General features: G+C 63.6%; 30 protein-coding genes. 8 read left to right on the top strand and 22 right to left on the bottom strand.

The features are described from left to right. Positions 1-10: 10 nt before the first annotated feature. From B0G83_RS07010 to B0G83_RS07000, 3 genes are all read right to left on the bottom strand, one after another. A complete protein-coding gene (locus tag B0G83_RS07010; RefSeq protein ID WP_105507189.1) occupies positions 11-1,597 on the bottom strand; it encodes a GMC family oxidoreductase in 1,587 nt (528 codons plus the stop codon). A 71-nt stretch (positions 1,598-1,668) separates the two neighbouring features. Continuing rightward, complete coding sequence (locus B0G83_RS07005; RefSeq protein WP_105506732.1) at positions 1,669-2,355, bottom strand: tat (twin-arginine translocation) pathway signal sequence; 687 nt, start codon at positions 2,353-2,355, stop codon at positions 1,669-1,671. A gap of 110 nt (positions 2,356-2,465) precedes the next feature. Continuing rightward, positions 2,466-2,864: a VOC family protein gene (locus B0G83_RS07000; protein ID WP_105506731.1), complete on the bottom strand. Its 399-nt coding sequence runs from the start codon at positions 2,862-2,864 to the stop codon at positions 2,466-2,468. 294 nt (positions 2,865-3,158) lie between these two features. Between B0G83_RS07000 and B0G83_RS06995 the strand changes: the two genes are divergently transcribed. Then, on the top strand, positions 3,159-3,569 hold the full coding sequence (locus B0G83_RS06995; protein ID WP_105506730.1) for a DUF2000 domain-containing protein: 411 nt from the start codon (positions 3,159-3,161) through the stop codon (positions 3,567-3,569). An 82-nt stretch (positions 3,570-3,651) separates the two neighbouring features. Here B0G83_RS06995 and B0G83_RS06990 read toward each other — a convergent pair whose 3' ends face one another. The 3 genes from B0G83_RS06990 to B0G83_RS06980 are packed head-to-tail and all read right to left on the bottom strand — an operon-like array spanning position 3,652 to position 6,769. After that, a complete protein-coding gene (locus B0G83_RS06990; RefSeq protein ID WP_105506729.1) occupies positions 3,652-4,179 on the bottom strand; it encodes an Lrp/AsnC family transcriptional regulator in 528 nt (175 codons plus the stop codon). Continuing rightward, a complete protein-coding gene (locus B0G83_RS06985; RefSeq protein WP_105506728.1) occupies positions 4,176-5,855 on the bottom strand; it encodes an acyl-CoA synthetase in 1,680 nt (559 codons plus the stop codon). The genes B0G83_RS06990 and B0G83_RS06985 overlap by 4 nt, the downstream gene beginning before the upstream one ends. Continuing rightward, positions 5,852-6,769, bottom strand: coding sequence for an SDR family oxidoreductase (locus tag B0G83_RS06980; RefSeq protein WP_105506727.1), 918 nt, complete (start codon positions 6,767-6,769; stop codon positions 5,852-5,854). The genes B0G83_RS06985 and B0G83_RS06980 overlap by 4 nt, the downstream gene beginning before the upstream one ends. A gap of 166 nt (positions 6,770-6,935) precedes the next feature. Here B0G83_RS06980 and B0G83_RS06975 point away from each other — a divergent pair, with 166 nt between their 5' ends. After that, the gene (locus B0G83_RS06975; protein ID WP_105506726.1) at positions 6,936-7,640 is read left to right on the top strand and encodes a TetR/AcrR family transcriptional regulator; all 705 of its coding nucleotides are present in this window, start codon (positions 6,936-6,938) and stop codon (positions 7,638-7,640) included. A gap of 93 nt (positions 7,641-7,733) precedes the next feature. Here B0G83_RS06975 and B0G83_RS06970 read toward each other — a convergent pair whose 3' ends face one another. The 4 genes from B0G83_RS06970 to B0G83_RS06955 all read right to left on the bottom strand — a co-directional run bounded on the left by B0G83_RS06970 (position 7,734) and on the right by B0G83_RS06955 (position 12,130). Beyond that, the gene (locus tag B0G83_RS06970) at positions 7,734-9,077 is read right to left on the bottom strand and encodes a dicarboxylate/amino acid:cation symporter (RefSeq protein ID WP_258167760.1); all 1,344 of its coding nucleotides are present in this window, start codon (positions 9,075-9,077) and stop codon (positions 7,734-7,736) included. Between the two features lie 116 nt (positions 9,078-9,193). After that, positions 9,194-9,820 carry a 3-isopropylmalate dehydratase small subunit gene (gene leuD, locus B0G83_RS06965; protein WP_105506725.1) on the bottom strand — a complete coding sequence of 209 codons (627 nt, stop codon included), beginning with the start codon at positions 9,818-9,820 and terminating at the stop codon, positions 9,194-9,196. Further along, entirely contained in the window at positions 9,817-11,238 is a 1,422-nt protein-coding gene (gene leuC / locus B0G83_RS06960) for a 3-isopropylmalate dehydratase large subunit (protein WP_105507188.1), read from the bottom strand. The genes leuD and leuC overlap by 4 nt, the downstream gene beginning before the upstream one ends. A 13-nt stretch (positions 11,239-11,251) precedes the next feature. After that, entirely contained in the window at positions 11,252-12,130 is an 879-nt protein-coding gene (locus B0G83_RS06955) for an alpha/beta fold hydrolase (RefSeq protein ID WP_105506724.1), read from the bottom strand. Between the two features lie 94 nt (positions 12,131-12,224). Between B0G83_RS06955 and B0G83_RS06950 the strand changes: the two genes are divergently transcribed. After that, positions 12,225-13,127, top strand: coding sequence for a LysR family transcriptional regulator (locus tag B0G83_RS06950; protein WP_105506723.1), 903 nt, complete (start codon positions 12,225-12,227; stop codon positions 13,125-13,127). A gap of 28 nt (positions 13,128-13,155) precedes the next feature. Here B0G83_RS06950 and B0G83_RS06945 read toward each other — a convergent pair whose 3' ends face one another. From B0G83_RS06945 to B0G83_RS06925, 5 genes are all read right to left on the bottom strand, one after another. After that, on the bottom strand, positions 13,156-14,067 hold the full coding sequence (locus B0G83_RS06945; RefSeq protein WP_105506722.1) for a LysR family transcriptional regulator: 912 nt from the start codon (positions 14,065-14,067) through the stop codon (positions 13,156-13,158). 200 nt (positions 14,068-14,267) lie between these two features. Continuing rightward, on the bottom strand, positions 14,268-14,504 hold the full coding sequence (locus B0G83_RS06940; protein ID WP_105506721.1) for a 4-oxalocrotonate tautomerase family protein: 237 nt from the start codon (positions 14,502-14,504) through the stop codon (positions 14,268-14,270). A gap of 60 nt (positions 14,505-14,564) precedes the next feature. Further along, complete coding sequence (locus B0G83_RS06935; RefSeq protein WP_105506720.1) at positions 14,565-15,275, bottom strand: SDR family NAD(P)-dependent oxidoreductase; 711 nt, start codon at positions 15,273-15,275, stop codon at positions 14,565-14,567. A 207-nt stretch (positions 15,276-15,482) separates the two neighbouring features. Beyond that, positions 15,483-15,884 (bottom strand): hypothetical protein, encoded by a 402-nt coding sequence (locus B0G83_RS06930; RefSeq protein WP_105507187.1) that lies wholly within the window; start codon positions 15,882-15,884, stop codon positions 15,483-15,485. A 112-nt stretch (positions 15,885-15,996) separates the two neighbouring features. Then, on the bottom strand, positions 15,997-16,908 hold the full coding sequence (locus B0G83_RS06925; RefSeq protein WP_105506719.1) for a LysR family transcriptional regulator: 912 nt from the start codon (positions 16,906-16,908) through the stop codon (positions 15,997-15,999). Between the two features lie 112 nt (positions 16,909-17,020). On the opposite strand from B0G83_RS06925, the gene B0G83_RS06920 reads away from it, so the two are divergent. Next, positions 17,021-17,500, top strand: coding sequence for a cupin domain-containing protein (locus tag B0G83_RS06920; protein WP_105506718.1), 480 nt, complete (start codon positions 17,021-17,023; stop codon positions 17,498-17,500). A gap of 63 nt (positions 17,501-17,563) precedes the next feature. On the opposite strand, the gene B0G83_RS06915 is transcribed toward B0G83_RS06920, so the two are convergent. Further along, positions 17,564-18,160: a TetR/AcrR family transcriptional regulator gene (locus B0G83_RS06915; protein WP_258167759.1), complete on the bottom strand. Its 597-nt coding sequence runs from the start codon at positions 18,158-18,160 to the stop codon at positions 17,564-17,566. A 141-nt stretch (positions 18,161-18,301) separates the two neighbouring features. On the opposite strand from B0G83_RS06915, the gene B0G83_RS06910 reads away from it, so the two are divergent. Next, on the top strand, positions 18,302-19,354 hold the full coding sequence (locus B0G83_RS06910; protein WP_105506717.1) for a trans-acting enoyl reductase family protein: 1,053 nt from the start codon (positions 18,302-18,304) through the stop codon (positions 19,352-19,354). On the opposite strand, the gene B0G83_RS06905 is transcribed toward B0G83_RS06910, so the two are convergent. Then, the gene (locus tag B0G83_RS06905; protein WP_105506716.1) at positions 19,351-20,343 is read right to left on the bottom strand and encodes a LysR family transcriptional regulator; all 993 of its coding nucleotides are present in this window, start codon (positions 20,341-20,343) and stop codon (positions 19,351-19,353) included. The two genes, B0G83_RS06910 and B0G83_RS06905, sit on opposite strands and share 4 nt — an antisense overlap. 123 nt (positions 20,344-20,466) lie before the next feature. Between B0G83_RS06905 and B0G83_RS06900 the strand changes: the two genes are divergently transcribed. After that, positions 20,467-21,336 carry an oxidoreductase gene (locus B0G83_RS06900; RefSeq protein ID WP_105506715.1) on the top strand — a complete coding sequence of 290 codons (870 nt, stop codon included), beginning with the start codon at positions 20,467-20,469 and terminating at the stop codon, positions 21,334-21,336. A 58-nt stretch (positions 21,337-21,394) separates the two neighbouring features. Here B0G83_RS06900 and B0G83_RS06895 read toward each other — a convergent pair whose 3' ends face one another. The 3 genes from B0G83_RS06895 to B0G83_RS06885 all read right to left on the bottom strand — a co-directional run bounded on the left by B0G83_RS06895 (position 21,395) and on the right by B0G83_RS06885 (position 23,868). Then, positions 21,395-22,165 (bottom strand): SDR family oxidoreductase, encoded by a 771-nt coding sequence (locus B0G83_RS06895; RefSeq protein ID WP_105506714.1) that lies wholly within the window; start codon positions 22,163-22,165, stop codon positions 21,395-21,397. A gap of 69 nt (positions 22,166-22,234) precedes the next feature. Beyond that, a complete protein-coding gene (locus B0G83_RS06890; RefSeq protein WP_105506713.1) occupies positions 22,235-23,089 on the bottom strand; it encodes an alpha/beta fold hydrolase in 855 nt (284 codons plus the stop codon). Positions 23,090-23,172: 83 nt separating this feature from the next. Further along, complete coding sequence (locus B0G83_RS06885; protein ID WP_105506712.1) at positions 23,173-23,868, bottom strand: alpha/beta fold hydrolase; 696 nt, start codon at positions 23,866-23,868, stop codon at positions 23,173-23,175. A 148-nt stretch (positions 23,869-24,016) separates the two neighbouring features. Here B0G83_RS06885 and B0G83_RS06880 point away from each other — a divergent pair, with 148 nt between their 5' ends. Both B0G83_RS06880 and B0G83_RS06875 read left to right on the top strand, forming a co-directional pair. After that, positions 24,017-24,649 (top strand): ABATE domain-containing protein, encoded by a 633-nt coding sequence (locus B0G83_RS06880; RefSeq protein ID WP_105506711.1) that lies wholly within the window; start codon positions 24,017-24,019, stop codon positions 24,647-24,649. A gap of 259 nt (positions 24,650-24,908) precedes the next feature. Then, positions 24,909-25,274, top strand: coding sequence for an RcnB family protein (locus B0G83_RS06875; protein ID WP_105506710.1), 366 nt, complete (start codon positions 24,909-24,911; stop codon positions 25,272-25,274). A 134-nt stretch (positions 25,275-25,408) separates the two neighbouring features. Here the strand turns inward: B0G83_RS06875 and B0G83_RS06870 are convergent, their stop codons facing one another. Both B0G83_RS06870 and B0G83_RS06865 read right to left on the bottom strand, forming a co-directional pair. Next, positions 25,409-25,600, bottom strand: a complete 192-nt coding sequence (locus B0G83_RS06870; protein ID WP_105506709.1) for a hypothetical protein — start codon at positions 25,598-25,600, stop codon at positions 25,409-25,411. A gap of 111 nt (positions 25,601-25,711) precedes the next feature. Continuing rightward, positions 25,712-26,620: a LysR family transcriptional regulator gene (locus B0G83_RS06865; RefSeq protein WP_105506708.1), complete on the bottom strand. Its 909-nt coding sequence runs from the start codon at positions 26,618-26,620 to the stop codon at positions 25,712-25,714. Between the last annotated feature and the right edge of the window lie 17 nt (positions 26,621-26,637).

Genomic DNA, 26,637 nt, shown 5'->3' with positions numbered 1-26,637 from the left:
ACTAACCCCGCTACACCGTGCGTTTGCCCATCTGCGCCGCGATGTGATCGGCCTGCCGGATCGCCAGCGTCACGATCGTCATGGTCGGATTTTCCGCTGCGCCGGTGGTGAACTGGCTACCGTCCGAGATGAACAGGTTCGACACTTCGTGCGTCTGGCCGAAACTGTTGCACACGCCGTCTTCGGCACGTGCGCTCATGCGTGCGGTACCGAGGTTGTGCGTGGACGGATACGGCGGCACGCGATACACCGTCTTCGCGCCGGCGGCTTCATACACCGCGGTACCCTGCTTGAACGCGTGCTCGCGCATGGCTTCGTCGTTCGGATGATCGTCGAAATGCACGTTGGCGACCGGCTGGCCGTACTGATCTTTCACGTCGGTATTCAAGGTCACGCGATTGCTGTCGCGCGGCATGTCTTCGCCGACAATCCACATACCGGCCGTGTACGCGTACTGATCCATCGCCTGCGCGAAGGTCGGCCCCCATGCGCCGGGGTTCAGAAACGCCGCGTAAAACGGCAGTCCGAGCGACACGGTCTCCATGTGATAGCCGCCCGCGAAACCGCGCTGCGGATTGAACACCGCTTCGTCTTCGATAATGCCGGCCATCGTGGTGCCCTTGAACATGTCCACCTTGTCGTTGAACACCGCGTACACCGAGCCTGTGGTGTGGCGCATGTAATTGCGGCCTACCTGCCCCGAGCCGTTCGCGAGTCCTTGCGGGAACCTGCTCGAATGCGAGTTCAACAGCAGACGCGGCGTTTCGATCGAGTTACCGGCCACCGCGACGATGCGTGCTTTCTGACGCTGCAATTTACCGTTGCCGTCGTAGTACAGCACCTCTTTCGCTTTGCCGCGCGCGTCGGTCTCGATTCGCACCACGTGCGCCTGCGTGCGCAGTTCCATATGCCCGGTGGCCTGCGCGCGCGGCAACTCGGTGTACAGCGTCGACCATTTCGCGCCGGTGCGGCAGCCCTGAAAACAGAAGCCGCGCTGGAAGCAATGCGCGCGATCGTCCCGCACCACGCTATTGATCGCCATGTGGCCGGTGTTGCATTCCTTGTAGCCGACCTTCATCGCCCCGGCCGACATCACCTTGAAGTTGTTGTTGCCCGGCAAACCCGGCAGACCGTTGGTGCGCGTCACGCCCATCTTCTGCTGCGCGCGGTCGTAGTAGGGATCGAGTTCCGCGCGGGTGAGCGGCCAGTCGAGCAGGTTGGCGTCCTTGATATCGCCGTACGTAGTCCTGGCCTTGAATTCGTGCGGCTGGATGCGCAGGCTCGCGCCCGCCCAGTGCGTGGTCGTGCCGCCCACGGTTTTGCAGATCCATGCGGGCAGATTCGGGAAGTCTTTGGCGACACGCCAGGTGCCCGACGTGGTGCGTTTATCGAGCCATGACAGCATCTGGAACGCGCCCCATTCGTCGGTGGTGAAATCCGCTTGCGTATGCAGTTTGCCCGCCTCCAGCACCACGACGTCGATGCCCTTCTGCGCCAGTTCGTTGGCGAGCGTACCGCCGCCCGCGCCTGAGCCGATGATGACGACGACCTTGTCGTCGTTGTGCGAAAACCGCACCTTGTTGTTGTCCTGATTCATATCGTGTCTCCATTGTTGGCTGGCGTCGCGCTTCAGGGCCATACGCCAGTCACATGCACTCGCCGCATCCGTTAACTATCCGAAGGGATCGGACCACTAGCGCCGGCCGGCGGGTTCGGCAGCCACGAGAGACTGTTGAACCCCTTGGTCAGATAACCGCCGTCGCCCTCCGATGCGCCGTAGCCGAAATGCGCATAGGCCATGGTGTTGGCGTACAGCGACACCACCGCCGTGCTGCGGATCGTGTTGAAGAACGGCGTACCGGCAAGCGCCGCGACGTCCTGCGCCTGATCGGCGGGCGGCCGCTTGAGCCAGTCGGAACCGGCTTGCGCGTCGAGTTGCCTGACGCCGTCGGCAAGCTGCTGACGCACGGCGGGATCGGCTTTCGCCTTCGTGTCGAGATCCTTGACCACCAGTGCGTACACCGCGTTGTCGAGCGTGGCGTGCGGATAGAGTTGCCGCGTGAAGGCGAGAATCACTTCGCCCTGGTGCGTGTCGAGCCCTTGCAGTTCGAGCGCCCAGACGCGACTCGGCGCGAGCGTCGACAGTACCGACGACCACGCGAGCGTGCCCATCAACACACCGGTGCCGCGCAGTAGCGCGCGTCGCGTGAGCGGAATGCGCATGGCCACGGCCGCCGCCTGCGCCGCGCGATGCTGGTGGTCATGGTGAGACTCATGGCCGTGCCCGGGCTCATGAGAATGATGCGTGGCGTGTGCGTGATCGGACGCGACGATCGGAATGACCGTTGTCTTCATGTCTGTCTCCTTGTGGACCGGAGCCGGCGCTGTGGCGCCGACGCGAGTCCCATGCAAGATAGTTTCTGTGGGGTAGTACACAACACGCGGCGGCCGCCGGATTGCCTGTTCTATTGATAGTGGCCGTAGCGTTCCAACACTTCGATCTTGTAGCCGTCCGGGTCCTGAATGAAAAAGTAGCGCGCCAGCAATTCGCCGCCGTCGTCGTGAAATTCCCGTAGATCGTTGGGCGTCATGCCGAGCGCGATCAGCCGCTGCCGCTCGCTGTTCGCGTCGTCCACGCAGAGGGCAACGTGACCGTAACCATCGCCGTGCGAATACGGTTCCACGCGGTCTTTATTCCAGGTCAGTTCTATTTCCGCGTCGGCTTCGTCGTTGCGCAAATAGACCAGCGTGAAGTCCGGAAAGTCGAGCCGGTGAGCGACGTCGAAATTGAAAGCCTTCTGATAGAACTGCAGAGAACGCGGCAGGTCCTGCACGCGGATCATCGTGTGGATGAGTTTGGCCATCGGTGTCCCCTCCTGTTTGATTCAAGTTTAGGAGGCTGTCCACGCGAGTGGTAATGCACGGCTAAATCGCGCCAGGGACTTGCCCTATGTCGTGCCCGTCAGGTTGCATTGCAGCACGCACGCGCGCCGAATGGCATTCGGCAAAAACCGCTTGCGACGCAACGCGAGCGCGGGTTTGGCGAAGCGCATTCGTTTTTGCCGCGAGACCGTGCGCAAGCGCCGTGCTTTCCTTACCATTCGGCAGTAGATCGGTTTTTTATCTGTGCGCTAACGCGCCGTGGAGCGATGGGGAAGATGGAATTCGATACGAAAGTTGCAATCATCGTGCTGGACGATCTGGCGGTATGGCAAAAACTCAACGTCACCGCGTTTCTCGCGACGGGTATCGCGGGCGCCGCGCCCGAAGCGCTCGGCGAACCGTATGAAGACGCCGCCGGCCGCCAGCACGCGAGGTTGCTCGGCCAACCGATGATGGTGTATCAGGCGGACAGCGCCGGCTTGCTGCGCGCGTTCCGTCAGGGCATCGAGCGGGACTTGACGCGCGCCGTCTATGTGCGTGCGATGTTCTCCACCGGCCACGATCAGGCGAATCGCGAGGTATTCCGCGCGGAACCCGCGGACGCACCCGATCTCGTCGGGCTGGCGGTGCGCGGGTTAAAGAAGGCGGTCGATAAAGCGGTTAAGGGCTTGTCGCTGCATGCATGAGCGGCAACGTGGGACAGGGTGACGCGATATCGCGTTGAACGGGTGGCGCGGTGCCATCGCGACATGCGCCGCCCCGCCCAAGTCACAACTCCGGACTCGGCCCACGCTCCAGATACGTGGTCAGCGCAATATAACTGCGCGTGCCCGTGAACCCTTCAATGGCATGAATCCGCGCCAGCAGTTGTTCGAGAGTCTGCGTATCGCGCGTGCGGACCTTGAGTAGCATCGCGCTCTCCCCCGTCACCGTGTGAATCTCCTCGACGTCCGAGAGCTCCTTGAGCGCGAGCAGTTGCCGCGTGACCGCCCAGCTCGTCGTATCGACATGCACGAACGCAAGCAACGGGCGGTTCAGGCGCGCGGCATCGAGCGCGGCGACGGTCGCCTTGATGACGCCTTCCTTCTTCAAACGTCGCGCGCGTTCATGCACGGCAGGCGCCGATAGAAACAGCAGCTTGCCGAGTTCCGCGTAAGTGCGCGTGGCGTCTTCCGCGAGCAGGGCCAGCAGTTTGCGGTCGGTGTCGTCGAGCACGGCCGCGACGGCCGGTTGCGCGCCGGGCGTCTTCAGCGCCTTGCCGGATCGGCTCGAAGGCGGACGGGAGTCTTCAGTCATCGGGATTGAGGTTTCGCGGCGGGATGCTCGCCATCTTGCCCGAGTCCGTCGCGCAGCGCGCGGCGAATCACCTTGCCGGTCGCCGTCAACGGCAAACTGTCGACAAAGCGGATCTCGCGCGGATACTCGTGCGCGGCAAGGCGTGTCTTGACGTGCTGCTGGATGTCACGCACCAATGCGTCGTCGCCGATAAAGCCGGCTTTCAGCACCACGAACGCCATGACGATTTCGGTGCGTTCGCGATCCGGTGCGCCGATCACGGCCGCCATCGATACCGCCGGATGACGCAGCAGCGAATCTTCGATCGAAGCCGGGCCGATCCGGTAGCCCGCGCTGGTAATCACGTCGTCGCCACGACCGACGAAGCGGATGAAGCCGTCCGCGTCGCGCGTGCCGAGGTCGCCGGTCACCAGGAACTTGCCGCGGTACTTCTCGCGCGTGGCCGCCTCGTTGCCCCAATAGCCGAGGAACATGACCGGATCGGGCGCGGCCACCGCGATGTCGCCGATCGCGCCTTGCGGTAGTTCGTTGCCGTCGGCGTCGACAATCGCGACGTGATGCCCGGGCACCGCGCGGCCGATCGCGCCGAAGCACGGTTCGAACAGTGCCGCGCACGACGACACCACCACGTTGCACTCCGTTTGCCCATAGAACTCGTTGATCGTGACGCCGAGCGCCTTGCGGCCCCAACCGATCAGTTCCTCACCGAGCGACTCACCGCCGCTCGCCACCGAGCGCAGCGCAAGCGGCCAGCGCTCCGGATGCTCGACACCGCGCATCATCTTCAACGCGGTCGGCGGCAAAAACGTATGCGACACCGCGTGACGCGCCATCAGATCGAACGCCGCCTGGCCGTCGAATTTCGCAAAACGGCGCGCCAGGACGGCAACGCCGTGATGCCACGAAGGCAGCAACACGTCGAACAGACCGCCGATCCATGCCCAGTCGGCGGGCGTCCACATGAGCGTGGCCTGCGCGGGGAAACCCTGTTGCGACAACTCGACGCCCGGTAGATGCCCGAGCAGAACGCGATGACCGTGCAACGCCCCCTTCGGTTTGCCAGTCGTGCCGGAAGTGTAGATGATGACGGCGGGATCGTCGGCGCGGGTATCGGCGGGTGTGAAACCCGCAGGCGCATGATTCAGCGCGTACCAGAACGAACGCACCGGGTTGGCTTGTGTGGCCTCGTAGGCGCTTTCATCGGCCATATCGACGTTGAACACATTGCGCAGCGCCGGTAAGGCCGCGCGAATCCCGGCGATCTTTTGCACACCCGCGTTGTCCGTGATCAATGCGACTGCGCCGCTATCGCCCAGGCGATGTTCGATCGCATCGATACCGAACAGCGCGAACAGCGGCACGGCCACCATGCCCGCCTTGTACGCGGCGAGGTGCGCGACGGCCGTCTCGATGGACTGCGACAGAAAGATGCCGACGCGGTCGCCGCGTTGTGCGCCCGAGGCGAGCAGCGCGTTGGCGAAGCGATCCGACAGCGCCTTCAATTCGTCGAACGTGTAGTGCGTGGCCCGGCCTTCGGGATCTTCATAGATCAGCGCGAGGCGTCCTGAACCATCGGCCCATTTATCGCAGACATCCACGCCGATGTTGTAACGCGGCGGAATCCGCCACGCGAAGCCGGCCGTTAGCGATTCGTAGGTCTGGCCGTCGAGGTTCATCGTGTCTGCTCCTGCAAGCCGGTTGGCGGTTGGTAGCGTGGAAAACCGTTGTATTCGATCGTACGCTCCGCAGCCGGCAGCGGCCACGAGTGGCGCGCATTCGGCACGCCGCCGTCCACGCGAATCACCGTGCCGTTGATGAACGTCGACGCCTCGGACAGCAGAAACACGGCCGCGCTCGCCAGTTCCGACTCGGTACCGAAGCGTTGCAACGGCACTTTATGCTTCAGCGAGCGCAGCAACGCCCGGTAGGTTTCGTCATAGCTGTCCATACCGGCGGAGGCAATCCAGCCCGGTGCGACCGCGTTGACCCTGACCCCTGCGTGCCCCCATTCGCACGCCGCCGTTTCCGTGAAGTTCCACACACCCGCGCGCGCTGCGCCGGAGTGGCCCATGCCGGGCATGCCGCCCCAGATGTCCGCCAGCATATTGACGATGGCGCCGCCGTGGTGCTGCATCCATTGCGTGTAGCACTCGCGGGACATCAGGAACGTACCGTGCAGGTTATTGCGCACCACCGCGTCCCAGCCGTTCAGCGAGATCGACTCCAGCCTCGCGGGGAATTGTCCGCCGGCGCAGTTGAAGAGCCCGTCGATACGGCCGAGATCCCGAACGACCGCCGTGACTGCCTCGCGCACCTGTTGTTCGTTGCGGATATCGCAGGCGTAGAGTCGATGGCCGCTGACCTTTGGGTGGTCGGCGACAAGTTCGGCTTGCACGGCTTCGAGTTTGTCCACGCTACGACCGATCAGTGCAATCGTGGCGCCCAACGAGGCGAGCTCGTGCGCCGTACACCGGCCCAGTCCGCTTCCCGCTCCCGTGACCACAACGACCTTGCTCGCGAACAACCCTTCGCGGAAGACGGAACGATAGCCGTTCGACGGCGCCGACGTATCGGGTGGAGCAATGGGCATGGGTGTCTCCTTCACAGGCGGCTCGATGTTATTTTTTGAGTTTAGCTCAAGTTATATGAATGCACAGTGTCGAATAAATTTTTTTCATTGGCTTCATAGCAGCTTTTACTCGGAACATGTTTGAGCTAGACTCAACTAAAATACACCTACCCCTTCTTTCTCGACCATGACCGTATCCGCCTCATCCCGCCGTGTGCCTGTGCAGGCGCGTTCCGAGCAACGTCTGAGGGCGATTCTCGAGGCGGCCCGTCTGGTGTTTTCCGAGGTTGGCTATGCGTCCGCCACAATGACGGAGATAGCGCGACGGGTAGAAGTATCGGAGGCGACGATCTTTACGTACTTCGCCAGCAAGCGGGATCTATGCGTACGGGTGTTGAGCAATTGGTACGATGAAATCATCGCGCAGGTGGAAGGCGAATTGCCGCTGATCGACGGCACCCGCAGCAAATTCGCGTATCTGGTGCACACGCATCTCTATCGGTTGACGGTGGACGGAACCGGCTTGTGCGCGCTGATTCTTTCCGAGGGGCGCGAGAAAGACGACAAGTTCGGCGACGTCATCGTCGAACTGCAACGACGTTATACGGCGCCGATGATGCAGGTACTTGCCGAGGGTATTGCGAGTGGCGACGTGCGGGCCGACATGCCGCTCGGTCTGCTGCGTTCGGCGGTATATGGTCCGATGGAGCACGTGTTGTGGGACGCGGTACGCAAACAGCGGGCCGTCGACATCGAAGCGACGGCTGCGTCGTTGAGCGATCTGTTGTGGCAGGGACTTGTGCCACCCGACGCGCGGCAGGCGGCGTTAAGGCAATTGCGCAACGATATCGTGGGCGCGGTAAAGCGCTTCGAGGCGGCGGAGTCGAAGTAACGAGCAGCGCGTTTCGCTGCACGCGCTATGCCACGCCACGCTGAACGCCAACCCGGCGCGTGAACGCGGCGTGCTCGCCACGACACGTGACCATCACGCGGAACGTTGCGCCTCTTCGCGCTGCGGCATGCTATTCACCGCAACCTCCGTCTCCGCCTGCGCCGCCGGCGCCTCACGCCCCGGTTTCGCGAGCGCCGATTTCATCCGGTCGCGATCCAGTTCCTTTTCCCACGCCGCGATCACGATCGACGCCACGCCGTTGCCCATCGTATTGGTCAACGCGCGGCACTCGGACATGAAACGGTCGATGCCGAGTATCAGCACCATCGCCGTCACCGGCACGGTCGGCACCACGGAAAGACTCGCGGCCAGCGTGATGAATCCCGCGCCCGTCACGCCTGTCGATCCCTTCGACGTCAGCATCGTCACCGCCAGCAAGGTGATCTCCTGCGCGATCGTCAAATGTGTATTGGTGGCCTGAGCGAGAAACAGCACCGCCAACGTCATGTAGATATTGGTGCCGTCCAGGTTGAACGAGTAGCCGGTGGGCACCACGAGTCCGACGATCCCACGCGAGCAGCCGAGGCGTTCGAGCTTCTCCATCAATTGCGGCAACGCGGCTTCGGAGGTCGACGTGCCGAGCACTATCAGCAGTTCGTCCTTGATATAGACCACGAAGCGCCACAGACTGAAGCCGCAGGCCCGCGCAATCAGGCCAAGGCCGCAGGACACGAATAGAAATGCGGTCAGATAGAACGTGCCGATCAGTTTCATCATCGGCAGCAACGAGACGATGCCGTATTTGCCGATCGTGAAGGCGATCGCACCGAACGCGCCGAGCGGTGCGAGGCTGGTGATCATCCGCACGATTCTGAAGAAGGTTTTCGACAGCAATTCGATCAGGCCGATCAGCGGTTTCGCGGGTTCGCCCATCACGGCGAGCGCGGTGCCGAACAGCATGGCGATCAGCAGCACCGGCAGAATGTCGCCCTGCGTGAACGCACCGGCAAACGTCTCGGGAATGATGTGCATGAAGAAGCCCGCGAGCCCTTCGCCATGCGCGGCTTGCGCCGTATAGGACGACACCGCGCCCGCGTCGAGCGTGGCGGGGTCGACGTTGAAGCCCGCGCCGGGTTGCAGCAGATGCGCGGCCAGCAAACCAATCGCCAGCGCGAGTGTCGACACGACCTCGAAATACAGCAGCGCCTTGCCGCCGACCCGGCCCACCTTGCGCATGTCGTGCATGCTCGCAATGCCGGTCACGACCGTGCAGAAAATCACTGGGCTGATGATCATGCGCACGAGTTTGATAAAGGCGTCGCCGAGCGGTTTCATGGCCACCGCGTGCGTCGGCCAGTAATGACCGAAGGCCACGCCGATCACGATCGCGACGATCACCTGCACGTACAGCACCTTGTAAAGCGGTTTGCGTTTCATGTCTCCTCCGGTCTGCTTCAGGCAGATTTTGGGCAAAACGCGTCCCTTCCCTTCTCGCGAGGAATCGGTCACGCATTGCGGTTGAACGGCGGCGCGGCGCGCCGCCTGGCTGACGGCTACAACACGGCGGCCCAGGGGTGCCGGGCAAAGTGATCGCGCTCGAAGGTCTCGATGTCGGGCAGCGAGGCGAGTGTGAGGTCGATGGTGTCCATGCCCTCGATCACCATCTGCTTATGCCGCGCGCCGAGCGGGAAGGCGAACACGAGGCCGTCGGCGGACGTCACGGTTTGTTGTTCGACGTCGATCCGCAGCTGCGCGGCGGGCTGGGCGGCCACATCGCGCAGCAGCACGTCGACCTGCTCGCGTTCCAGTTGTACTAGCAACAACCGGTTATTCATTGCGTTCGAATAAAAGATCTCCGCGAAGCTCGGCGCAATGATGGCGTCGAAACCGCCTTGCTGAAGTCCCCATACCGCGTGTTCGCGACTCGACCCACAACCGAAATTCGCGCCGCCCAGCAGAATGCGTGCGCCGCGATACGCGGGCTGGTTCAGCACGCAATCGTCGCGCAGCGCGCCTTGTGCGTCGAAACGCAAGTCGTACAGCAGTCCCTCGCTGAGCCCGGCCTTATCGATAATGCGCAGGAATTGCTTCGGCATGATCTGATCGGTGTCAAGGTTGTCGATCGGCAACGGCGCGGCCGTGCCGTGAATGTTGACGAGTCTCGTGGATGTTGCGCTCATGATTGCGTCTCCAGCGTGCGGACGTCGGTGATGCGTCCGCTCAGGGCCGCCGCCGCGGCCATCGCGGGGCTCATCAGATGCGTGCGGCCGCCGCGTCCCTGGCGTCCTTCGAAATTGCGGTTGGTGGTGGACGCGCAACGCTCGCCGGCCGTCAGAAAATCGTCGTTCATCGCGAGACACATCGAACAGCCCGGCTCGCGCCATTCGAAGCCCGCCGCGCGCAGCGTCGCGGCCACGCCTTCCGCTTCCGCCTGGCGGCGCACGCTGCCCGAGCCCGGCACGATCATCGCGCGCACACCTTGCGCGACATGGCGGCCCGCCACGATCGACGCGACGATGCGCAAATCCTCGATACGTCCGTTCGTGCAGGAACCGATAAACACGCGATCGATCGGCGTGCCGGCAATCGGTTGCCCGGCGTCGAGGCCGATATAGTCGAGCGCGCGCTGCAACGAGGCGGCGGCTTCCGGCGTGGTTTGGGCGGCGGCCGAGGGAATCCGCGCATCGACCGCGATAGCCTGATCCGGACTCGTGCCCCATGTGACAAACGGCGCGATGTCGTGCGCGTCGAAACGATGTTCGCTATCGAAGCGCGCATCCGGGTCCGATTTCAGTTCGCGCCAGTCGTTCAGCGCGGCATTCCACGCGGCGTCATCGAGCGACGGGGTATGCGCGCGAACATAGTCGAACGTCGTCGCATCGGGCGCGATCAGCGCGGCGCGCGCGCCCGCTTCGACGGTCATATTGCACAGGGTCATGCGCGCTTCCGCCGACAGCGACGCGATCGTCGAGCCGTCGAATTCGACCGCATAGCCGCGCGCGCCTTGCGCACCGATCCGGCTGATGATCCACAGAATCACGTCTTTCGACGACGTGCCGTACGGCAACGCGCCGTCGATCGTGATGCGCATGGTCTGCGCGACGCGATACACCAGTGTCTGCGTGGCGAGCACGTGCTCGACTTCCGACGTGCCGATGCCGAAGCCCAGCGCACCGAGCGCACCATACGTGGTCGTGTGGCTGTCGCCGCACAGCACGGCCATGCCGGGGCGAATCAGACCACGCTCCGGCGCGACGATATGTTCGATGCCTTGCAGCGGATCATTCGCGTCGTGCAGTTGAATGCCGGCCGCCTTGCAATTGCGCGCCAGGTTATTCGCCTGCAGCAGCGAAGCGGCGTCGCGAATCATGCGCGGCGATTCCGCATGCGTCGGGATGATATGGCTGACCACGGCAAGCTGCTGCCGCGGCCGACGCACCTGGCGCGCCTTGTCCTTGAGCGCACTGAAGGCCTGCGGGCTGGTGTATTCGTTCATCAGATGCAGATCGACATACAGCAGCACGTTCTGCGCATCGATCCGTTTGACGACATGCGAATCGACCAGCTTCTGATAGAGGGTGAGAGAGGGAGATGACATGATCGACACGCGCCTAAGCCTGTAAAAACGGAAGCACGCGTTCGAGCAGCAACTCGGGCGCTTCCTCGGGAATGTAATGACCGCACGGCAACGCCTCGCCGCTCACGTGCGCCGACCACAGGCGCCATTCGGCGAGCGGGTCGAAGCACTGTTCGATCACGCCTTGCGCGCCCCATAACGCGAGAAACGCGCAAGCGATCTTTCGTCCTTCGTCCAGCGAGGCCCGATCATGATCGAGGTCGATCGAGATACTCGCCCGATAGTCCTCGCAAATGCCGTGCGCGGTCGCAGGATCGCTCAGGCAGCGCAGATATTCCGCGTACGCCTCCGCGGTGAACGGCGCGAGCCCGGCGCTACGCGCGCCAATGGTCTGCTTCAGATACAGGTCGGCGTCCGCGCGAATCAGCGTCTCGGGAAACGGCGCGGGCCGCACGAGAAAGAACCAGTGCCAGTAAGCGCGTGCGAAGGCAAACGAGGTCTGCTCGTACATCGCGAGCGTCGGCGCGACGTCGAGCGTCACGAGTTTCGTCACGGCTTGCGGATGATCGAGCGCCATGCGCGCGGCAACGCGCCCGCCGCGATCGTGACCGATCACCGCGAACTCGCTGAAACCTTGCGCCTGCATCAACGCGACCTGATCCGCCGCCATGCGGCGTTTCGAATAGTTGCTGTGATCGTGCGCGCCCGGCGGTTTGCCGCTGTCGCCGTAACCGCGCAAATCCGCGGCGATCACCGTAAAGTGCCGCGCCAGCGCGGGCGCGACCTTGTGCCAGATCGCGTGGGTCTGCGGATGACCGTGCAGCAGCAGTAAAGCCGGCCCGCTGCCGCCGCGAATCGCGTTGATCCGAATCCCGTCGACTTCGGCCGACGCGTCTATGAAGTCTGCAAACATCGTTGCCTCCGGTGTGTGATTGCAGTCTAATTGATGCCTGCAGCGATGTGGTTTCTCTCCAGGCAATCCGGAATTAACTTTTAGGAACGAATCAATGGACGGCTTTTCCGATCTGAATCTGTTCGCCCTGGTCGCGCGCCACCGCAATCTCGCGGCCGCCGCGCGCGAACTCGGCGTGACGCCGCCGTCCATCAGCAAGCGCCTTGCGCAACTCGAACAGCGCCTCGGCGTGCGGCTGGTCAATCGCACCACGCGGCGCGTCAGTCTCACGGCGGAGGGCGAAATCTATCTGGCGAACGGCTCGCGCATCCTCGACGATCTCGCTGAACTTGAACAGTTGGTGACGCAGAGCCGCGCCGAACCGACCGGTCTGTTGCGCGTGAACGCTTCGTTCGGTTTCGGCCGCGTGCATATTGCGCCGGCCATTTCGCGCTTCAGCGAGCGGTTTCCGTCGATGAAGATTCAACTGCATCTGACCGACCGGCCGCTGAGCTTGCAGGAAGAAGGTTTCGATCTCGGCATCCGTTTCGGCGACGTGCCCGACGCGCGCATCAATGCGCGTTTGCTGCTGAAGAACCAGCGTCTGGCGTGCGCGTCACCGGCTTATCTGAAGCGGCATGGTGCCCCGCAGATGCCGCACGATCTCACGCGCCACGCGTGCCTCGTGTTACGCGAGAACGAATCGGCGTATGGCACGTGGCATTTTTCGCGCGGCAAGAAAGCGGAGACGGTGAAGGTGGACGGTCCGTTGAGCAGTAACGACGGCAGCGCCGTGTTGAAGTGGGCGCTCGACGGTCGCGGCATTACGGTGCGCTCGGCGTGGGAAATTGCCGGACACGTGCGACGCGGCGAATTAACGCCTGTGCTGAGCGACTGGACGCTGCCGAATGCGGACATCCACGCGATCTACCTGGAGCGGCACAGCTTGTCGGCCAAGCTCAGAACGTTTATCGACTTTCTCGGCGACGAGTTGCGCGAGAGTGTGAAGCCGATCTAGTACGGCGGGCGCGGCGCAGGGATGACGATCACGTCCCGAGCTTTTCCATCAGAAAGTCGACGAAGCTCCGCACGCGCGACGACAGATGCCGGGCATGCGGATAAAGCAGCACGAAGGGCCGCGAGCATCCGCCATGAGGCACGAGCAATTCCTCGAGCGTGCCGTCGGCGAGGTCTTTGTCGACGATGAAACGGTAGGTCTGAAACAGGCCCGCGCCGTGCCGCGCCAACGTCACACCGGCCAGTACGTCGCCCGACGACACGTTGCCGCCGCGCGTCATCATCTCGACCGCGTCGCCCGCCTGTTTGAAGAGCCATGGAATGTTGCGGCCGGTGCTCGGCAGCGCGTACTGAATGCAGTCGTGAAGGAGCAGATCGTCGGGCGTGTCGAGTTTGCCCGCGTTGCGCAGATAAGCGGGCGATGCGACGACGACCAACTCCGCGTCCTCGATCTTGCGCGCGATCAAACCGGAATCGCTCGGCGCGCGCCCGCGAATCGCGAGATCGAAACCTTCGTCGGCGAAGTCGATGTTGCGGTTGCTGAGGTGGGTTTCCACCGTGATGCCGGGATAGCGCGTGCGAAACTCCGCCAGTAACGGCAGCACCCGATAGTGGCCGTACGGTGTCGGCATGCTGATGCGCAGCACGCCACTCGGCGCGGTTTGCTGACCGGTGGCTTCGCGCTCGGCATCGGCAAGCTGACCCAGCGCCTGACGGCATTGTTCGAAGTATCGCCGGCCCGCATCCGTCAGCCGGATCTGCCGCGTGGTGCGCACGAACAGACGCACGCCGAGGCGCGCCTCCAGACGCGCCACCGTGCGGCTCACCGCCGCCGGCGTCACGCCCGCGGCGGTTGCGGCCACCGTAAAGCTCTCCAGTTCGGCCGCGAGGCAGAACAGTTCGATACTGCCCAGAAGGACATCTTCAAATTGGCGCTGCATGGACGCTCGACAAGCTTCGGTGGCGGCTTTTCGCGTAGCGGATGCGTCCGGAGCGGCCGCATGCCGAGCGCTAAATGCCAAACGCTGAAGGTTGCGTATCGCGGACAGCCGAGGCCGCCTGCGTGACGCAACAAGGATCCACACAGAATATCAGGACTATCGGACGAATCGATTCGAAGCCAACGCGCGCTTCGCGGCGTTCACTCCGATTTCAATGCCCGCTGCCTGCGAAACGCGTCGACCGGCATGCCGCCCCACCCCCAGTTCTCCAGGTTGACTTCTTCGATGACGACAAAGGTCGAGTCGAGCGGCTTGTTCAGCACGTCGAGCAGCACCTGGCTCACGCCGGCGATGAGGCGGGCTTTTTCTTCGGCGGTGACGGAATCGTTGCCGGGTCGGGACCCCTCGCGGGTCACCTGGATCGTGACGATGGGCATAGCGTTCTCCGTAGTCTTGGCGGGACGTGAAAGACGCCGCGAACGGCGCCCTGGGATCGATCAGTGACCGGCGCTTTGGCCGCCGTCCACGTGCAGGATTTCGCCCGTCACGAACGGCGCGGCATCCAGATACAGCACAGCGTTCACGATATCGCTCATTTCGCCCATATGCCCCATCGGATGCAAGGCGCCGAGCGCCGCGTGCGTTTGCTCGGCGTGCATCGGCGATTTGATGATGCCGGGTGAGACCGCATTGGCGCGAATGCCCCTCTTCGCGTACTCGATCGCGAGCGATCTGGTGGCCGCGTTCAGGCCACCCTTGGTCAACGACGCCAGCACCGAAGGCACGCCGTCGATCGCATGATCGACCAGACTGGTCGTGATGGTGACCACATGGCCGCTCGCGTGCTTTTCCATCTCGGCAATCGCTCGCTGCGTGATGTGGAAGAAACCGGACACGTTCACGCCGATGGCGGCCGCATAGTCTTCCGCGGCGTACTGGGTGAACGGTTTGGCAATGAAGATGCCCGCGTTGTTGACGAGCGTGTCGACGCGGCCGAAGCGCTCGACCGCAGCGGCGATCACACGCTGCGCGGTGGCCGGATCGGCAATATCGCCAGCGACAGTCAGCAGATCGGGATCGTCCGACGGGCTGACCGAGCGCGCGGTGGCGACGACCCGATAGTCGAGCTTGCGGAACGCCTTGACGATTTCCGCGCCAATGCCTTGCGATGCGCCGGTGACAACGACGACTTTTTGTGACGTGCTCATGGTGAACCTCTGGGTGACATGTTTGGGATCAGATGCTGATCGGGCCACGGGCTCCGATAGGTATGAAATCTAGGCGCATTGGCGCGGATCTCGAATACCCGCCGTGGACAAACAGTCGTGCGTGCGAGGTACAAATGAAGCGTGGTGCGGGTTTGAGGCTGAAAATACGCAACGCGGCGGTTCGAATGCTGCGTCGCGTCACGTCATTTACTGCTCACATTTCACGTCTTGCCTGCGCACCTGGATGATGATCGGATAGGTGCCGTGCTCGAGTTCCACCTTCGCGACCACAGCGATCGTCGCGTCGTCGACGTCGTCATACACGCTCACCTCTTCGCGCCGAAGGTTGGTGACGCCCGTGCAGCCCGACGCGCGCCCCTCGTCGGAGACCTTGCATTGGATCGGGTTGTCGGCAATGTAGCGGTATTTGTCGCGATCCGGCGTGGCCAGATAGTCGTGGAAGCTTTGCGCGGCGCCGCCGACACCGGTGACGTAGCCGATCGCGCATTGCAGTTTGGGTGTGCCGCCGGCCGAGGTTTGGGCGAGCGCGCCCGTGCTGGCGGCGGCCGCGACGAGCGCCACGAGAGTCGATGCGATAAAGGATTTCATGGCGTCATTCATGTGGGTCGGATCGAAGTAGTGGATTGTAATGGCTGGTTCGCCGCGGGGTCGGTGAGCGGCTCATGCTCGCGCTATCTGCGAGCCGAGCGCCCCTGACAGCTCAGGCCTTAACGGCGTAGCCCGCGCCCAGCCGCGAATTCATCAGTGCGTCGATCAATACATCGACGCGCGCGGGCCGCGTTCGCGAGCCCGGCACGATCACGTTGACCGGCAACGGTGCGGGACGACACTGCGGCAGCAACTCGTCCAGCGCGCCACTATCGAGGTGCCGGCGTGCCATGAACTCCGGCACCTGGACTAGCCCGGCGCCCTGCACCGCCGCGCCAATCAGCGCCTCGCCATGACTGATCCGAAAGCGCGATTTCGGCGCGATCGTGACGGCATGCCCTTTCTCGACGAATTCGAGCGCACGTTCCCGCCCGCTCGTCGGCATTCTGAAAGCGACCAACGCATGTTGCGCAAGATCGGCGACCGCGCGAATCTTCGGATGAGCGGCGAGATAAGCCGGACTCGCGCATAACACCAGCGGTTGCGAATCAAATTGGCGTGCAATCATGCTCGAATCGTTCAACGCGCCAAAACGAATCACCGCGTCCAGTCCCTCGCCAACCACATTGACCTGCTCGTCCGACAGCCGCAGATCGAATTCGAGCGCGGGATAGCGCCGCTGCAAAGCGGTTAGCGCCGGCAACACGATCTGCGTGCCGTAGCCGATCGGTGCGCCGATGGACAGCGTGCCGGCCGGCTCGGCGGCGGCGGACACGCTGCGCAGATCGAGCGCGTCGATTTCGTCGAGCAGACGCGAACACTTGGCAAACAGCGTCTGACCTTCCTCGGTCAGATGCACGGAACGCGTCGTGCGATGAAACAGCCGCACGCCGAGCTCCTGTTCGAGCCGCGCAATGCTTTTCGCCACCGACGAAGGAGCAAGGCTCAGCTCCCGCGCGGCATGTGCAAAGCCGCCATGCCTCGCGACGGCGGCGAAATTGAGGAACTGACTCAGGTTTTTCATCCAGGCTATTCCCGACAATCTGTCATCAATGAAACGGCAGTAGGGAGATCAAACAACGGTGCATATCCGGGTAAATTGGGCATCAACAAACTCGACACCCAAGGAACCCATCATGTCTTTCCAGAACATCAAACCGGTCGACTACGATTTCGGCGGCTCGCACGCCCGGATGCTCGTTTCCGGCAAGCAATCCGCCGGATCGTACTGCATGATCGAAATTTTTTCTCCGGCGGGCCGGGCCACGCCGGCGCACCGGCATCAGCATGAGGACGAGACGATCCATATGCTGGAAGGCGAACTCGACGTCAACATCGAAGGCACGACGCACACGGTCCGCGCGGGTGAGACGCTTTATCTGGAACGCGGCACCGCGCATCAACTGATTAACCGCTCGGACGCGACGGCACGCTATCTGGTCATCTGCGCGCCGGCCGGCTTCGACGAATTCGTCGAGACCTGCGCCGACGTGCTGCCCGCGCCCTACGAGACCGCGCCGCCGAGCGACGCCTCGAAACAGAGAATGCGCGACGCCGCGCCGCGCTTCGGTATTACGTTGATTCCGCCGCAGAACGTGGCGCCCATTCCGGCATAACGGACCACGAGGACATGCCCGGCGCTGCCGGGCATTGCCGTCGCGCTCGCCCTGGAGCGGGATTCACTTCTTCGTTTTCTTCGGAATCAGCAGCTTCGCCAACTCCTGCAGAAACACCACGGGCCCTTCCCCATGCAGCGCGCGCCCGCTGCTCAATGCCCCGTCGATGATCGTGCCCATCCGTAAGGCGAACGTCTGCGGCTCGTCGACGCGCATGGCGCGCGCCAGCTCCGCGAGCCGATGCCGTAACTCCCGCTTATGGGCGACCGCCACCTTGCGAGCCGGATGGCCGTCGTCGGCATATTCGGCGGCGATGTTGATCTGCGGACAGCCGCGATAGCCCGGCCGCGCAATGCGCTCGCCGATCCACTGCAATTGCGCGTCCAGTTCTTCGCGCGGCGCGCCTTTGTGCTGCGCCGCGACCGTGTCCCAGTGCTGCCAGAAGTCTTTATCTTCGAGCAGCAGGAAGGCTTCGATCAGATCGTCTTTCGTGCCGAAGTGACGATACAGACTGGTCTTGGCGACCCCCGCGCGCGCCACGATCAGGTCCACGCCCACCGCACGCGTGCCTTCCTGATAGAACAGTTCGCTGGCGGTTCGCAGTATGCGTTCGCGCGTATCGGGAACGGCTTCGCTCGCCTGCCCTCGCTTCTTCATCATGTTCCACCCCAACCATTTTCATTTGCCGTCACAGTGAAATCGATCATAGCACCGCGCGATTGACGGCGCTACAGATCTGTACTATAAAACATACCGGTCTGTAGCGTTCTTAAAACAATTTGGACAAAGAGAGTAAGAGACATGAACGATCGAATCACAGTGGCGGTGTACGGCGCGGCGGGTCACACAGGGCGCTTCGTCGTGGCGGAGTTGCGGCGGCGTGGGCTCGGTGTGGTTCGGATAGGACGTGACGCGGCGCGGCTGCAGGAAAACGCGCCCGGTGACGCAACGACACCCTGGCGCGTCGCCGACGTCGGCAACCCCGAGCAACTCGACGCGGCGCTGCGCGGTACGCACGCCGTGATCAACTGCGCCGGACCGTTTCTCGATACGGCGCTGCCGATCGTGGATGCCGCCTTGCGAGCCGGCCTTCCCTATCTCGACGTTACGGCGGAACAGCCGGCGCTGCAGGCGCTGATCGACCAACGCGACGAGCGCGCGCGCAACGCCGGGATCACGCTGATCCCGGCCGCCGCGTTCTACGGCGGGCTGGCCGACCTGCTGGTCAGCTCGGTGGCGGACACCAGGCAGGCGCTCGATCGCGTGGACGTCGCCATTGGCCTCGACAGTTGGCATCCGACCCGCGGAACACGTCTCACCGGCGCGCGCAATCACGCGGCCCGGATGGTCCAGCGGGACGGCAGGCTCGTGCCGTTGCCGCAACCCGCGCCGGAAAGCCAGTGGTCGTTCCCGGCCCCGCTCGGCGACGCGGAGGTGGTGATGCTGCCGTTCACGGAAGTGCTCGCGGTGTCGCGTCATCTGCGTGTCGGGACGATGGAGTCGTGGCTCGCGTCGGCCGCGCTGCGCGACATTCGCGATCCGAATACGCCGCCGCCCCAAGCCGACGACGAGCTAGGGCGCTCTGCCCAACAGTTCGTCGTCGACGTGGTGATCGTTCAGAACGGCGTGACGCGGCGCGCGACCGCGACCGGACGCGACATCTATGCCGTGACCGCGCCGATTATCGTTGAGGCGACCGAGCGGCTGGTCGGCGGCAAGTCCACAACCCAGGGCGGGGTAGTCAGTCTGGGCGAGATTTTCGACGCGAGGGATTTTCTCGCCGCGCTCGATACGCTGAGCGTTTCTTATGACGTCACCGGCAACCCGCGGCTCGCCCGCACGCCATCGCACTAGGCACCAGGCACTAGCCCCCTCCGCGCGCGCCCACCGCCCGCCCCCCGCTGCGGCGCACGCGCGGCGCGCAACTCCGCCGCATCGAGAAAGAAAGCGCGGTTATCGGCCATACGTTCGATCATGAAGTCGATGAACGTCCGCACACGCAACGGCTGTTCGGTGCGATGCCCGTAGTAGATATACAGCGCGCCGTACTCCGTGACATGTTGCGTCAGCAACGGCACGAGCCGGCCGCTGCGAATGTGCGGCGCCGCGTTGAAGCTGCCCAGTTGCCCAACCCCGAGACCCGACAGCACCGCCTGCGTTTCCATCTCCGTGTCGTTCACGCAGACAATGGGCGGCACGTCGCGATAGACGATCTCGTCGCCGATCTGAAACTGCCATTGCGCGAGCTTGCCGGTGTTGGCGCGCCGATAGCCGGTGCAGCGATGCTGCGCCAGGTCGTCGATGCCGCGCGGTGCGCCGTTGCGTTCGATATACGCCGGCGATGCGCACACGATCAGTTGAATCGGCACAAGCCGCCGCGCAATCGATCCTCCCGACGGTGGCGGACCGCCGCGGAACCCCACGTCGGCGCGCTCGGTCACGAGATCGGTGAAGTGGTCGTCGAACTGGACCTCCAGCCGCACGTGCGGATAAAGCCGCTGAAATTCCTCGAAGTACGGCCACAGCACCGGGATGCCGAATGCCCTCGGCGCGCTCACGCGCAGCAGACCGTCCACCTCTTCTTTCGAACGCCGCGCGTCGCCGAGCGCGGACGACAGGATCGACAGCGCCGGCTGCACGCTGTCGAACAGCCGCTGCCCCTCCTCCGTCAGGCTCAGCTTGCGGGTGGTGCGGTGAAAGAGGCGTACGCCCAGCTCCTTCTCCAGTTGCATGACCGCCTGGCTCGCGGCCTGCGGCGAGATGCCCTGATCGACCGCCGCGCGCCGCAGGCTGCCGAGCGCGGCAGCTCGCACGAACGTGGTGATCGCTCGAATTTCGTTCATGGCGTGCGCTCCCGATTCGCAAGTAAACCTTGATTATGAGTCTAGCAATTGACGGCTAGTGAGTGTCAGTCTCGTCTTTTACCATGGCATCACTTCAACTCGACAACACGCAGGAGAAACATCATGGCTGACACGCAACGCGGCGATTTCAAGCGGGTATGGTTGATTACCGGTGCAGCGCGCGGCATCGGCGCGCTGATCGCCGAAGCGGCACTCGCCGACGGTAACGCGGTGGTCGCCGCGGGGCGCAACGTGGCGGCGATCGTCGAACGGTTTAGTGCGCGTTTTGGCGACTCGCCAGCACTGTTGCCGGTTGCGCTCGACGTCACCGACGAGGCGCAAGCCAAAGCCGCCGTGCAAGCCGCAATCGAAAAGTTCGGCCGCATCGACGTGCTGGTCAACAACGCCGGCTTCGGCCTGCTGGGCGCGGTGGAAGAATCCGCCGACCAGGACGTCCGCCGCATGTACGACACGAACGTGTTCGGTTTGCTGAACGTCACGCGTGCCGTGCTGCCGGTCATGCGCGCGCAGCGCGCGGGACACGTGATCAATATTTCGTCGATCGGCGGCTATCGGGCCGCCGCCGGATTCGGCGTGTACTCGTCGACCAAGTTCGCCGTCGAAGGCATCACCGAAGCGATGCATGCCGAACTGAAGCCGCTCGGCATTCACGCGACGGTGGTCGAGCCGGGCTATTTCCGCACGGACTTTCTCGATGCATCGTCGCTGGTCGTGGCGCAGCACGTGATCGACGACTACGACGAAACCTCGGGCGCGGTGCGCCGCCGGGCGACGCAGATGAATCACAACCAACCCGGCGACCCGAACAAACTGGCCGCCGCGATGATCGCGCTGGTCGATGCCGATACCCCGCCGCTGCGCCTGCCGCTCGGCAACGACACGCTCGCCGCGATCGCCGCGAAAAACGCCTATGTAGCGCAGGAAATGGACGCGTGGAGAACGCTGTCGGCCTCGACCGATTTCGCGGCCTGAACCATTGCTGCGCCACGTAGGCCGGTCAAGTCCGCATGAGCCCGGGCAGTGCATGGGCTCACACGGATTTGACCTCGCCGCCGTCCATTCGCAACGCCGATCCCGTCATCCAGCGCGCCGCCGGCGAGACGATAAATGCCATCAGCTCGGCGATCTCCTCCGGCGTGCCGTAACGCGTGATGCCCGCCTCGAGCGGAAACTTCGCCGTCGCTTCCTCGACCGTCATGTCGTGCAGCGGCGCCCAGTGCGCCAGATAAGATTGCCGCCGCCCTGTCATGACCGCGCCGGGCAAGACGCTGTTCACCTGCACGCCGTCCGCGATGCCGCGATCCGACAAGGCCTTGGCGAGCGCCACGATCGCGGCGTTGATGGTGCCCACCGCGGCGTACGGCGCCTTCGGAAACAACGCGGAATTGCCCGACATCAACACGACCGAACCCGACGACGCTTTCAATGCGGGCCACGCCGCGACCGTCAGCCGTCGCGCGCCGTGCAGTTTCAACGCGAGGCCGCTGTCCCACTGCTCGTCGGTCATGTCGAGCACGTCGATTTGCGGCACCGCACCCGCGATGTTGAGCACCGCATCGATTCGACCGAAGCGGGCGACCGTCTGGTCGACCACCTTCCGCGCGGCGTCGGGGACGGACAGATCGAGGTCGAGCACCAGCGCTTCGGCGCCCGCATTTTTCACGTCGACGGCGGTTTCTTCCAACTTCTCGCGGTTACGCGCCACCAGCACGATCGACTGAAAATCCCGCGCCAACCTGATCGCGGTCGACCGGCCGATCCCCTGGCTCGCGCCGGTCACGATAGCTACTTTCGTGGACATGTCATGGCTCCTTTCGTTTGCCGAACGCGAACGTTCGCGATATTCAATCCATTACTGCACACATCGACATCAACGGGTCAGAAAATCGCCGATGGCCGCGGCGATCTCCGAAGCATGCGTTTCCAGCGCGAAATGGCCGGTATCGAAGAAGCGCACCACCGCTTGCGGCATGTCACGCTTGAATGCTTCGGCGCCGGGCGGCAGAAAGAACGGATCGTGCTTGCCCCACACCGCCAGAAAGGGCGGTTGATGCGTGCGGAAATACTGCTGGAACTCGGGGTACAACGCGACGTTGTTTCGATAATCGCCAAACAGGTCGAGCTGGATTTCGTCGGCGCCGGGGCGGTTCAGATAGAACGCGTCGAGCGTATAACCGTCGGGAGACACGCTCGTCGTATCGGGCACGCCGTGCGTGTATTGCCAGCGGGTTGTCTCCAGCGTCAGCATCGCGCGCAACGCTTCGCGGTTGGCCGGTGATGCATCCTGCCAATACGCGCGAATCGGATTCCATCCGTCACTGAGGCCTTCTTCGTACGCGTTGCCGTTCTGCGAGATGATTGCCGTGATTCGCTCGGGGTGCCTGAGCGCGAGCCGGAAACCGGTCGGTGCGCCGTAGTCGAATACATAGACAGCGTAGCGATCGAAACCGATCACTTCGGTGAAGCGGTCGATCACGTTGGCGAGGTTGTCGAACGTATACGCGAACGTGTCGCGGCTGGGCATGGCCGACTGCCCAAAACCGGGCAGGTCCGGCGCCACGATATGGAAACGGTCGGCCAGCTTCGGAATCAGATCGCGGAACATGTGGCCCGAACTCGGGAAGCCGTGCAACAACAGCAGCTTCGGTGCGCCCGGCCGGCCAGCCTCGCGGTAGAACACGTTGAAACCGTCGACATCCGCGGTGCGATAAGTCGTGGGGGACATGATTCTCACCTATGAGAAAAGAAGGGTTTAGCGCGGTCGGCGAACTGTTCGCGACCGCCCGTGCAACAAGACTGCAACCACGTTTAACGAGCGGCTAACGACTCGACCGCTTCGACGATGATCTTCGTCACGACGTCGGGCGCGGTGACGATCGGCGTGTGATCGACCTGATACGTACGCACGTTCGCGTTCATGCGACGCGCCATCGCATGCTGCGTGTCGGGACTGATCATCCGGTCCTGTTCCGCGACCAGAAACCAGCTCGGCCGATTTTTCCAAAGCGGGCGGGCGACCGACTCGCCGATGCACGCCGCCGCAATCGGACGCTGCACCGCGGCGAGCGTCGTCAGTTCGAGCGGCGCGGCATGCTGGGCAAACGCCGCCGCGAAAGCGTCGTGCGGCAGCCAGATCAATCCATGCCGATCCGGCGCCAACCGCGGCGCCTGCGGATGCGCCGTGCCGCGATAGAACACGTCGGCGACCGTTTCGCCTTCGTCCGGCGCGAGCGCGGCAACGTAGACCAACGCCTCGATCGCCGCCGAACGCGCCGAACCGATCACCGCGCCCGCATACGCATGACCCACCAGCACCACCGGACCGTCGATCCGTTCGAGCGTTCTTTCGAGCGCGCCCACGTCGTCGGCTAACGACGTCAACGGCAGCGGCGCCGCCACCGCGCCGAAGTGATGGGCGGCAAGACGTTCGATCACCTTGCTCCAACTCGAACCGTCGGCCCACGCGCCATGCACGAGCACCGCCGTCACGTTACGAGAATTCATTTCCGCGCTCCTTGAATGAAAAGAGACATCGATTTGTTTGTAACCTCTAAATTTGTGTTTTAAAGGTTACTCAAGCGCCATGTAACTTGTCAAGACGATTTTTAGTGGTTACGATGAATGCGTTACCTTTTCGCATTCGTCAGAAGACATGGACTACCGTGAGATTCCCCCGATATTCGTAGCCGACGCGGGCGGCCTCGATTTCCTGAACTCCATCGCCACGCCGGTGGATGAGCCCGTCGACTGGATCGGCGACGGCGCAGGCTTGCTGGCCTGGTTGGAACAGGCCGGGTTCGTGACGCCCGCCGCGCTGGCGGACATTCGCGCGCGCTCGACAAACGCCGAACTCGACCACGTCGCCGGGCAGGCGCGCGAACTACGCGAGTGGTTCAGGGGATTTGTGCAGAAACGCAAGGGCCGCGCGTTGAGCGCAAAAAATCTGCGCGAGCTGGAGCCGCTCAACCGGCTGCTGGCGCGCGACGAACAGCATCGCGAGATCGTCGCCGCTGCGTCAGGTGGCGCGACGGTGTTCGAACTGAGCGACAAGCGGCGCTGGGGCTGCGCCGAATCGTTGCTGATGCCGATCGCCGAGGCGATGGCGAAACTGGTCTGCCACGAAGACTTCACGTATGTGAAAGCGTGCGAGGGACCGAAATGCACGCTGCTGTTCGCCGATCACACCCGCGGGCATGCGCGGCGCTGGTGCAGCATGGCGCTTTGCGGTAACCGCGCGAAGGTGGCGGCGCATCGCAAGCGGATCAAGGAGCAGGAGGCCAACTGATGTTGCGCGGACGCCAAACGCCTGCGTGACGGTTATGTCGCGTTCACGTTTCAACCTTCCGCTTCATGTTGAAACGCGGGCGCGTCCAGCCTCACCAGCCGTGGCGCATCAAGCGCAAATCATGCGGCATCGATCCCCCGCGCTTTTGGCAAAGCCACCTCGTTCGTGCGATTATTTGCCGGCGCCGGCCTTCTGGGCGAATCCGCCCGGGCCGCGTCGAACAGCCGATAGTTCGTGACACTCTCTTCGAGGCGTAGCCATGAAACCAGTCATCGCGCAGCTTGTCATCGTTTCCTTGCTCGGCACATCGATTGCCGCACTCGCGCAGCAACCCCACCACGACGATCAACACGGAGGCCCGCCACCTCACAACATGCGAGGACACGGTGCGCCACGCGAAGCCGATATCGGCCGTCAGGGCGGTCCGATTCCGCACAGTGACTGGCACAAGGGCGAGCGGCTTCCGTCCGAGTATCGCGATCGCAGTTACGTGGTCGACAACTGGCGCGAACACGGGCTGCATTCGCCGCCGCGCGGCTATCAATGGGTCGGCGTGAATGGCGATTACGTGCTCGCCGCTGTCGCCACCGGCGTGATTGCCGACGTGCTGCTGTCCGGGCACTAACCAGCCGGTACGGTGGTAGACCATGCAGCCCCGGGCGTCGATTCAGCAGTGTGTCTCGACGACCTCGCGCGGCAGGGGTTCCACCTTACCGACGCGCATGCTCGGATTGCCGGCCAGTTCGCCTGACCCGGCATTCACACGCGCTTGTTATTGCGCTTCGCGCGGCTCGCGCACCAGCGGAACAACAAGCCCATCAGTCCCGCGAACGCGGCGGTGCCCGCGTAGCCGGCGAAACGAATCGCGTCTTCGCTGGGCAGGCGGAACATCAATAGCGTCATCAGCGCGAGTGCGGCCACCACGGCCAGAAGTCGGACGATCCCTTTCATCTGACACCTCCGCGTCCCAATGGTTGTGAAGTCAAGCGTCCCTTCACACCGAGCATACCCGCGCACGCGGAAAAAATAATTTGCGGCTTTCCCGATCCGGGACTGTCCGGATCACGCGCCCGTGCCTCTGCCGCTGCCTTGCGCCTGCTGCAAAATAAACTCGATGAAAGTCGCCGCCGCGCGCGTGTGATGCCGGTTCGGCATATAGAGCATGTACATGTGCGTGCCGAAGATGCTCAGGCGCCATTCGTCGAGCGCGGTCACTACCGCGCCGCGTTTCAGATCGTCCTGCACCACGTAGTCGGGCACGAGCCCGACGCCCAGACCCGCGAGCACCGCGTCACGCAGAAACAGGAAGTTCTCGGAGATGAGCGTCGGCTCGAGCAGCACTTCGTGCCGCTCGTCGCGCCAGTACGCGGCCACGCGCAATTGCCTGCCGACCACCGCCGACGTGATCAACGGCGCCGTGCGCAGATCGTCGAGCCGCGCCGGCATGCCGCGGCTTTCGGCGAACCCGGGCGACGCGCACGCGACATAGCGCACCGGCCCCATGTCGCGCGCGACCAGGTTTTGCGGCGGCTCGGACATGACCCGCACGGCGATATCCACTTCGTCCCGCATCAGGTCCTCGACACGATTTTCAAACATCACGTCCAGCACGATGCCCGGATAAAGACGCTTGAACGCGATCAGCCAGTCGGACATGACCAGTTGCCCGTAGCCGCTCGGCACGCTCAGCCGCACCCGTCCTTGCAGGCCCTGGCCAAGCGTGGCGACCGATTCGCGGGCGGCCAGCAGCGCGTTCTGGATCGCGCGGCCGTGTTCGTAGAGTTGCAGGCCGATTTCGGTCGGCTCGACACGCCGCGTGGTGCGCCTGACCAGTTGCAGACCGATGGAGCGCTCCAACTGGTTCAGGTGGTAGCTCACGTTCGCGCGGCTCATTTTCAGCCGCCGCGCCGCCTCGCTCAGGTTGCCCGCGTCAAGAATGTCCACCAGCAAGGTCAGCGAATTGACGTCCACGGAGGCGCCCTTTGTCA

Source organism: Paraburkholderia sp. BL21I4N1 (assembly GCF_002973525.1).
GTDB lineage: Bacteria > Pseudomonadota > Gammaproteobacteria > Burkholderiales > Burkholderiaceae > Paraburkholderia.
This window is presented reverse-complemented; position numbering and strand designations above follow the sequence as displayed.